Annotated in this window: 7 protein-coding genes; 6 read left to right on the top strand and 1 reads right to left on the bottom strand. The window is 62.3% G+C overall.

All coding sequences use genetic code 11. From position 1 onward, the window contains the following. The 6 genes from BLQ75_RS22800 to BLQ75_RS22785 all read left to right on the top strand — a co-directional run. Positions 1 to 711, top strand: a 711-nt coding sequence (locus BLQ75_RS22800; RefSeq protein WP_092604726.1) for a tyrosine-type recombinase/integrase, incomplete at its 5' end; no start/stop codon positions are given. Between the two features lie 211 nt (positions 712 to 922). Then, positions 923 to 1,420 carry a putative immunity protein gene (locus BLQ75_RS24855; RefSeq protein WP_425286485.1) on the top strand — a complete coding sequence of 166 codons (498 nt, stop codon included), beginning with the start codon at positions 923 to 925 and terminating at the stop codon, positions 1,418 to 1,420. Between the two features lie 227 nt (positions 1,421 to 1,647). Further along, positions 1,648 to 2,286 carry a sporulation delaying protein family toxin gene (locus tag BLQ75_RS23235; RefSeq protein ID WP_139183084.1) on the top strand — a complete coding sequence of 213 codons (639 nt, stop codon included), beginning with the start codon at positions 1,648 to 1,650 and terminating at the stop codon, positions 2,284 to 2,286. Continuing rightward, a complete protein-coding gene (locus BLQ75_RS24850) occupies positions 2,283 to 2,903 on the top strand; it encodes an SdpA family antimicrobial peptide system protein (protein ID WP_092604725.1) in 621 nt (206 codons plus the stop codon). The genes BLQ75_RS23235 and BLQ75_RS24850 overlap by 4 nt, the downstream gene beginning before the upstream one ends. Positions 2,904 to 2,917: 14 nt before the next feature. Then, on the top strand, positions 2,918 to 3,895 hold the full coding sequence (locus tag BLQ75_RS22790; protein WP_170837653.1) for a sporulation-delaying protein SdpB family protein: 978 nt from the start codon (positions 2,918 to 2,920) through the stop codon (positions 3,893 to 3,895). After that, positions 3,892 to 4,281 (top strand): SdpI family protein, encoded by a 390-nt coding sequence (locus tag BLQ75_RS22785; protein WP_092604723.1) that lies wholly within the window; start codon positions 3,892 to 3,894, stop codon positions 4,279 to 4,281. The genes BLQ75_RS22790 and BLQ75_RS22785 overlap by 4 nt, the downstream gene beginning before the upstream one ends. 593 nt (positions 4,282 to 4,874) lie before the next feature. Here BLQ75_RS22785 and BLQ75_RS22775 read toward each other — a convergent pair. Further along, positions 4,875 to 5,698, bottom strand: an 824-nt coding sequence (locus tag BLQ75_RS22775; protein ID WP_092604721.1) for an MAB_1171c family putative transporter, incomplete at its 5' end; no start/stop codon positions are given.

Below are 5,698 nucleotides of genomic sequence, written 5' to 3'. Positions count from 1 at the left end.
GAGCACTGTATCGCGGCGTTGCGGTGTGTGTATCGGCACGCGGTGGCTGATGGGCTGCTGTCGGAGTCGCAGGATCCGGCCCGGCGGGTGGTGATGCCGCGTCGGTTGCCGAGTACGCGTCGGGGGTTGGGTGAGCGGCCGGTGGCGGAGTTGAACCGGGTGGCCGCGTCGACGGGTAATGATCCCGCGTTGGACACGTTGTTGTTGCGGTTGCACACCGAGACGGCCTGCCGCCGCGGGGGTGCCCTGGCGTTGAGGGTGGCTGATTTGGATCCGCAGCAGTGTCTGGTGTTGTTGCGGGAGAAGAACGACACGGTGCGGTGGCAGCCGGTCTCGCCCACACTTATGCGGCATTTGCGGGAGCACGCCGACCAGCGGGGCGCGCACGCCTCCGGTGATGGGAGGGTGCTGCGCTACCACAGCGGGGCAGCGTTGACGCATCGGCGGTATGACCATCTGTGGCACCGGCTGGGGCGGCACGTGTCGTGGGTGGCCACGCAGCAGGTCAGCACGCACTGGCTGCGGTATACCACTCTGACGTGGGTGGAGCGCCACTTCGGTTACGCGGTGGCCCGGGCCTACGCCGGCCACACCGACCACGCGGGCCAGGACGGGGCAACGGCGACCTACGTCCGCGCCGGACTCCCCGAAATCGCCACGGCGTTGACCGCCCTGACCGGAGAAGACCACCCACTGGCACCGCCGGGCTAGAGTCTCGCCGATCCTTTCCAGGACACACCTCGGTATTCCGGGGATCGGTGCGCAGGAGGGCCTGCTCGTCATCGCCGATGGTGGGCAGGCCCTCATGCCCGTCGGGGGCGGGAATGGAGTGCGTGTCGAGCGCTTCAGGCGAAGTCGCGTTGACCGTGGAGGAGTTGCGGGTGGGGCTCGGTACGCTCTCGACAGTGCCCAAGAGGTACTGGTGATTTTCGAGGAGGTCTGTCCCGGGGATGGGCGGCCGCGTGCTGCTGTAAAGGCCGCGCGGGCTTTCGCCGATGGTGCTGTGCGGTCGACGTGGCAGCGCGTTGCCGCGCTGGAGGCGCACCGCGCGGCGAGAGCCGCCGCTGACGGGGCCGCCTGCTGTGCCGGTCGTGCCGCGGGGGATGCGGCCGCGGCGGCTTATCTGCATCCGCTCGCGCGGGCGAGCCAGGTCGATCACGTCCTGCGTGCGAGCGCGCACGCGGCACGAGCCGCCGAGCTACGCGCCGCCGACGGCCCCACGGTGGCAGAGGCGGTGATCCGGCGGGCGCGTCAGCGCACCACGCCCGAACTTGGCGGTTCTCATCCTGCCGCCGCAAGACCCGTCCCCCACCAGCCCTCCTCCCAGCGTCAACAACCTCCCGGCCCGCAACACCGCTCATCCGGCACCAGCCGACGTGACAGCTCAGCCATCATCCACGATCACCAAACTCCCACATAACCAACTGAACACGCTTTCAGGAGTGCACCGGATAAAAACCTATGAACGGAGCAGAATCAGTAGTGATATATGTCATGCATTGGAGCATGGCTGATTTTCTGCTGTTCTCTGGAGTAAACACGATCATCAAGGTATCCTTCGAGATGAAACGGAGTTTGACCGCAAATGTCGCGAAATGAACTCTTCATGGGGGTTACGAACGGCATAGCTGGTCAATGACGGTCGCAATGCAACTGGTGGAGACGATGAAGCCTCTTTTACGGAAGAAAGGTGTTGCCACGCTCATCGGGATCGCATTGAGCGTCACCCTTCTGTTACCCGTGGCCAATGCAGCGCAAGCACCACATCCCAGTGTCGCGAACGCGAGCTCTCAGGAGATTATCCAGGGCGTCTTCTTTGGAGTTGGTCCTGTCGCGGATCCGGCGAAAGTGGAGGTCCAGCTTCCGGAAGATCTTAACCGAGACAAGTACAACCAACAGATCAAGACTTTCCTCGCGGAGCTGCGCACTGACGACCCGGCCAAGTTCGACTCCGTGGCGGACGGTCTAACCAGTGGTTCTGCCCCCAGGGTGGAAGAAGCACTGAATAACGGAGGCAAATGGTTCAGTACCGCAGCCGGATCCCAAGCTCAGCAGACCACAGACGTTCGACCACGATGCGGTGCCGTTTGGGTGTGTGTCGCGGCAGCTGCCGCGGTATCGTGGGTCGGCGTGCAAAACGCCGTCGCCGCTACGAGCGTGGCAGGACTCACCCAAGCGGTAGTCGCATGGAATGGTATGTACATGCCGAGTTCTTCGTCGAGCACCGCTAGCACTGTCGAACGTGATCGCGCGATCAGGGTCATCACCGAGAATCTCGCTCGATGAACGAACAAGATGATCATGAAATGGAAAGCGATGCAGGCAGCAGACGAGTCTCGTTTCCGAACCGGATTCGACACGTCTTCAACACGGGTGTATCGCTCGCGGTCCTGCTGCCTGCCGTGCTACTCACATTGTTCGTTCCGAATGCCCTCATTGACCGACCACGGATCTCGGGTGTTGTCACAGTGGTGCACGACGTTCTCCCGCAGGGGTGGGGGTTCTTTACTAGAGACCCTCGGGAGCCAGCGGTCATGGTCTGGGAGCCGACCGGGCGGAACCGGTGGGAGCGGACGTCCGCCGTCTCAAATGCCGAGCCGAAGAGTCTCTTCGGGCTTGACCGTACTGTCCGTACGGAGCAGTACGAAATCGATGCGTTGACGCAGAATACTTCGCAGGCAGGATGGACGGAGTGTAAGAGCGGTGATATTGACCAGTGTCTGAGAGACTTTCATGGCAACATACCTTCGACACGCTCCCTTGGCGGAGTTATCCGCTTCTGCGGAGAACTCGCACTAGTACAGCAGCCGCCTGTCCCGTGGGCTTGGGCGGGAACCCAAACAAAGATGCCAGTGGAATTTCGCGTCATTGAAGCACAATGCCACCACGCAGAGCGACAATGAGAACGGCACGACACATGCTGGTCGATACGATTGATGAATGGCGTCATCGACAGCTGGTGCGCATGGCACGCTATTCCGTGCATACGCCCCTACTAGGTGTAGCACGCTGTCTGCTGGCTTCCGGGACATTGTTGGCTCTGATGGTGACACCGACAACGCACCTGTTCTACGTCAGTGCAGCTCGTCCCACCGGACTCGTGTGCGATGGGGTAGCTGGATACTTCGGACTGTTTTGCCTCGTTCCCACGCAATACCTCGAATTAGCACGTTGGACGGCGGTAACGATTCTGCTCGTAGTGGCCGTTGGGTGGCGTCCACGCATCACGGGAATTCTTCACTGGTGGGTTTCCTTCTCGTTTTACTCCTCTACTAACGTGATGGACGGCGGAGACCAGGTTGCAGCTGTCATTACCTTATTACTTATCCCGATCTGTCTAACCGACAATCGACGCTGGCACTGGTATCAAAACACAGAATACCGGAAGGATCTTTCAGTTGGTCGAGTCGTCTCGCACATGACTCTGCTGCTGATTTGGGTTCAGACTAGCCTGCTATACCTGCAGTCGAGCGTGGAAAAACTCAAGGTTCCGGAATGGAGGGACGGAACGGCGGTCTGGTATTGGCTGACGATGCCACCGTTCGGCACCAGTCAGTTCCTGCATCCGATCGTGGCATGGCTGCTCTCGCACGGTCTGATCGTTCTGGCGGCGACGTGGGGAACGATCGCCATCGAGTTTTTCGTAGCCTGCACACTGTTCGCCGGTCACAGGCTGCGTCGGTGTGCCGCAATACTCGCGATCGGTCTGCACACATCCATCGCACTCGTGATCGGGCTCCCCGTTTTCTCCATGATGATGTTCGCCGTACTTTTACTTTATCATTTCCGTCCGGGAGATCCTCCACTGTCTCTACGGAATACACGCCCCTTATATCGTGACCATAGCACCGCTGAACCAACAGCTGAGCCGATCCATAACGGGACGTCTCCATGACCAACAACACGCTCGCGCCGGAGAGCATCGACCCAGTATCACTTATTGTCATCACCCTTTCCCTGTTGGGACTCGGGAGTTTGCTCATCACGATCGCCGTACGCGGCCATCGCGGCCGACTTCGGTCCAATCACGCGTGCGGAGTACGCACGAGAGCCACCCTGACGGACTCCGCGGTGTGGTACCGCGTGCACCGGCTCGTGGCCCCCTGGTTCGGATGCGCCGGAGTGCTGCTGCTCGCGGCCGTGCCGCCCTTCCTGCTGCTGCCCGGGGGACTCACCCGCGCGGTGCCGGTCTACATCGCTTTCGCGGTATCCATGACACTGGTCATCGTGGGTGGCATACGTTGCCAACGTCGCGCCCTGCGCGAGCTGCACACCGACTGACCCGTGACCTTCCCGCGCCCCAGCTGGACTTGATCCGCTTGCCAGCCAGCGCGCTCCCCACGAACGGAAGACCTTAGAGCCCCTAACACGTTGGTGGTACGGGGCTGGGGTGATCGTTGCGCCGTGGGTGGTCTCGGACGAGTTGTGGGAGCGGAATCGAGCCGCTGTTGCCGGTGCGTCCGGCGAGTCGGACCGGGCCGAAGCCGTTACCGAATCGGCAGGTGGTGCAGGGCATCCTGTTCGTGCTGGTCACCGGTATCGGATAGGAATACTTGTCACAAAAGTTGGGGTTCGAATCCGGGATGACGTGCTGACGGCGCCTGCGGGACTGGCAGCAAGCCGGGGGTGTCGAGCGGCTCCACGCGGTGTTGCCGGCCGAACCCAACGCGGCCGGGCCTATCGATTGGTCGCGCGCGTGTGCGGACGCCTCCCACATTCGCGCCGAGAGGGGGAACCCGAGACAAGGCCGAGTCTTCCTCGACCGGGGCAAAACTGATTCGAAGCACCACCTGATCTGCGATGGCGGCGGCATTCTGCTGGCCACCAGCCTCACCTGCTGGCGTGGATTCCCCAAACAAATGCGTCAGGGGACTCTACGGGGTTGTTGTGCTGGTGGTGTGGTTGGCCAGCTGGGTGTATTCGTGGGCGAGGCTCAGGAGATGGTGGGTGTCGGCGTTGGTGTCGTGGGTGGTTGGTGCCGCGATGATCGAGGGGAGGGCTGCCTGGGTGCGTGTGGTGGTGAGGGCGGTGTGGACGAGTTGTGCTTGGTGTGCCGGAGTGTGGTTGGGGTGGATGGGTTCGGGGAGGTAGGGGCTGAGGCAGACGAGTCCGTCGCGGCATTCGATGATGCGTCGGTAGTAGCGCAGTCGCATGTGGCGCAGTTGCCAGGCTTCGCGGCGTGGGGTGGTGGGGGCGAACAGGGCGATGTTGGGGAAGTGCTGGTACAGCGCAGCCCAGAGTGGGCGGAGTTGCCGGTGGTGGCGGCGCATGGTGATCCACAGGCGGGCTTTGATGATGCCGGTGCGCAGTCCGGGGTAGCCGATGCCGAGGAAGAAGAGACCGCTTCCGATGGCCAGCAGGGGTGGTGTCCAGTGTGCTGTTCCGGGAACGGGATCGGTGCCCAACAGTAGTCGGCCGGTGGTCGACAGCACGCGCGGCAGGTGCGTTCCCAGCAAACACACGATGAGCCCGAGAGCGGCCACGGTCAGGCTCTGACGGGCACCGGAGTAGGTCTGCCTTGCCGAGGCTCGGCACAGCCAGGCACCGTGAGCGGTGGCGTAGCTCATGTAGAGATTGCCGATGAGATAGAAAGCCAGCACACCGGGATGCTGACCCGCTTCGGGATAACTAGCCCCGCGCCACTCCACGCTGGTGGCGGCGAAGGATAGCGTCAAACCGAAGCTGGTCAGGGACGCTA

The sequence above is a fragment of the Actinopolyspora xinjiangensis genome (assembly GCF_900104475.1).
In the GTDB taxonomy this organism is placed as follows: domain Bacteria; phylum Actinomycetota; class Actinomycetes; order Mycobacteriales; family Pseudonocardiaceae; genus Actinopolyspora; species Actinopolyspora xinjiangensis.
The sequence above is the reverse complement of the archived record's forward strand: the minus strand, read 5'-3'. Positions and strand labels throughout refer to the sequence as shown.

Bases quoted from the DNA above. Each gene is read 5' to 3' on its own strand.
- BLQ75_RS23235 (WP_139183084.1), top strand. From the start codon at position 1,648: ATGCAACTGGTGGAGACGATGAAGCCTCTTTTACGGAAGAAAGGTGTT.
- BLQ75_RS24850 (WP_092604725.1), top strand. From the start codon at position 2,283: ATGAACGAACAAGATGATCATGAAATGGAAAGCGATGCAGGCAGCAGA.
- BLQ75_RS22790 (WP_170837653.1), top strand. From the start codon at position 2,918: ATGCTGGTCGATACGATTGATGAATGGCGTCATCGACAGCTGGTGCGC.
- BLQ75_RS22785 (WP_092604723.1), top strand. From the start codon at position 3,892: ATGACCAACAACACGCTCGCGCCGGAGAGCATCGACCCAGTATCACTT.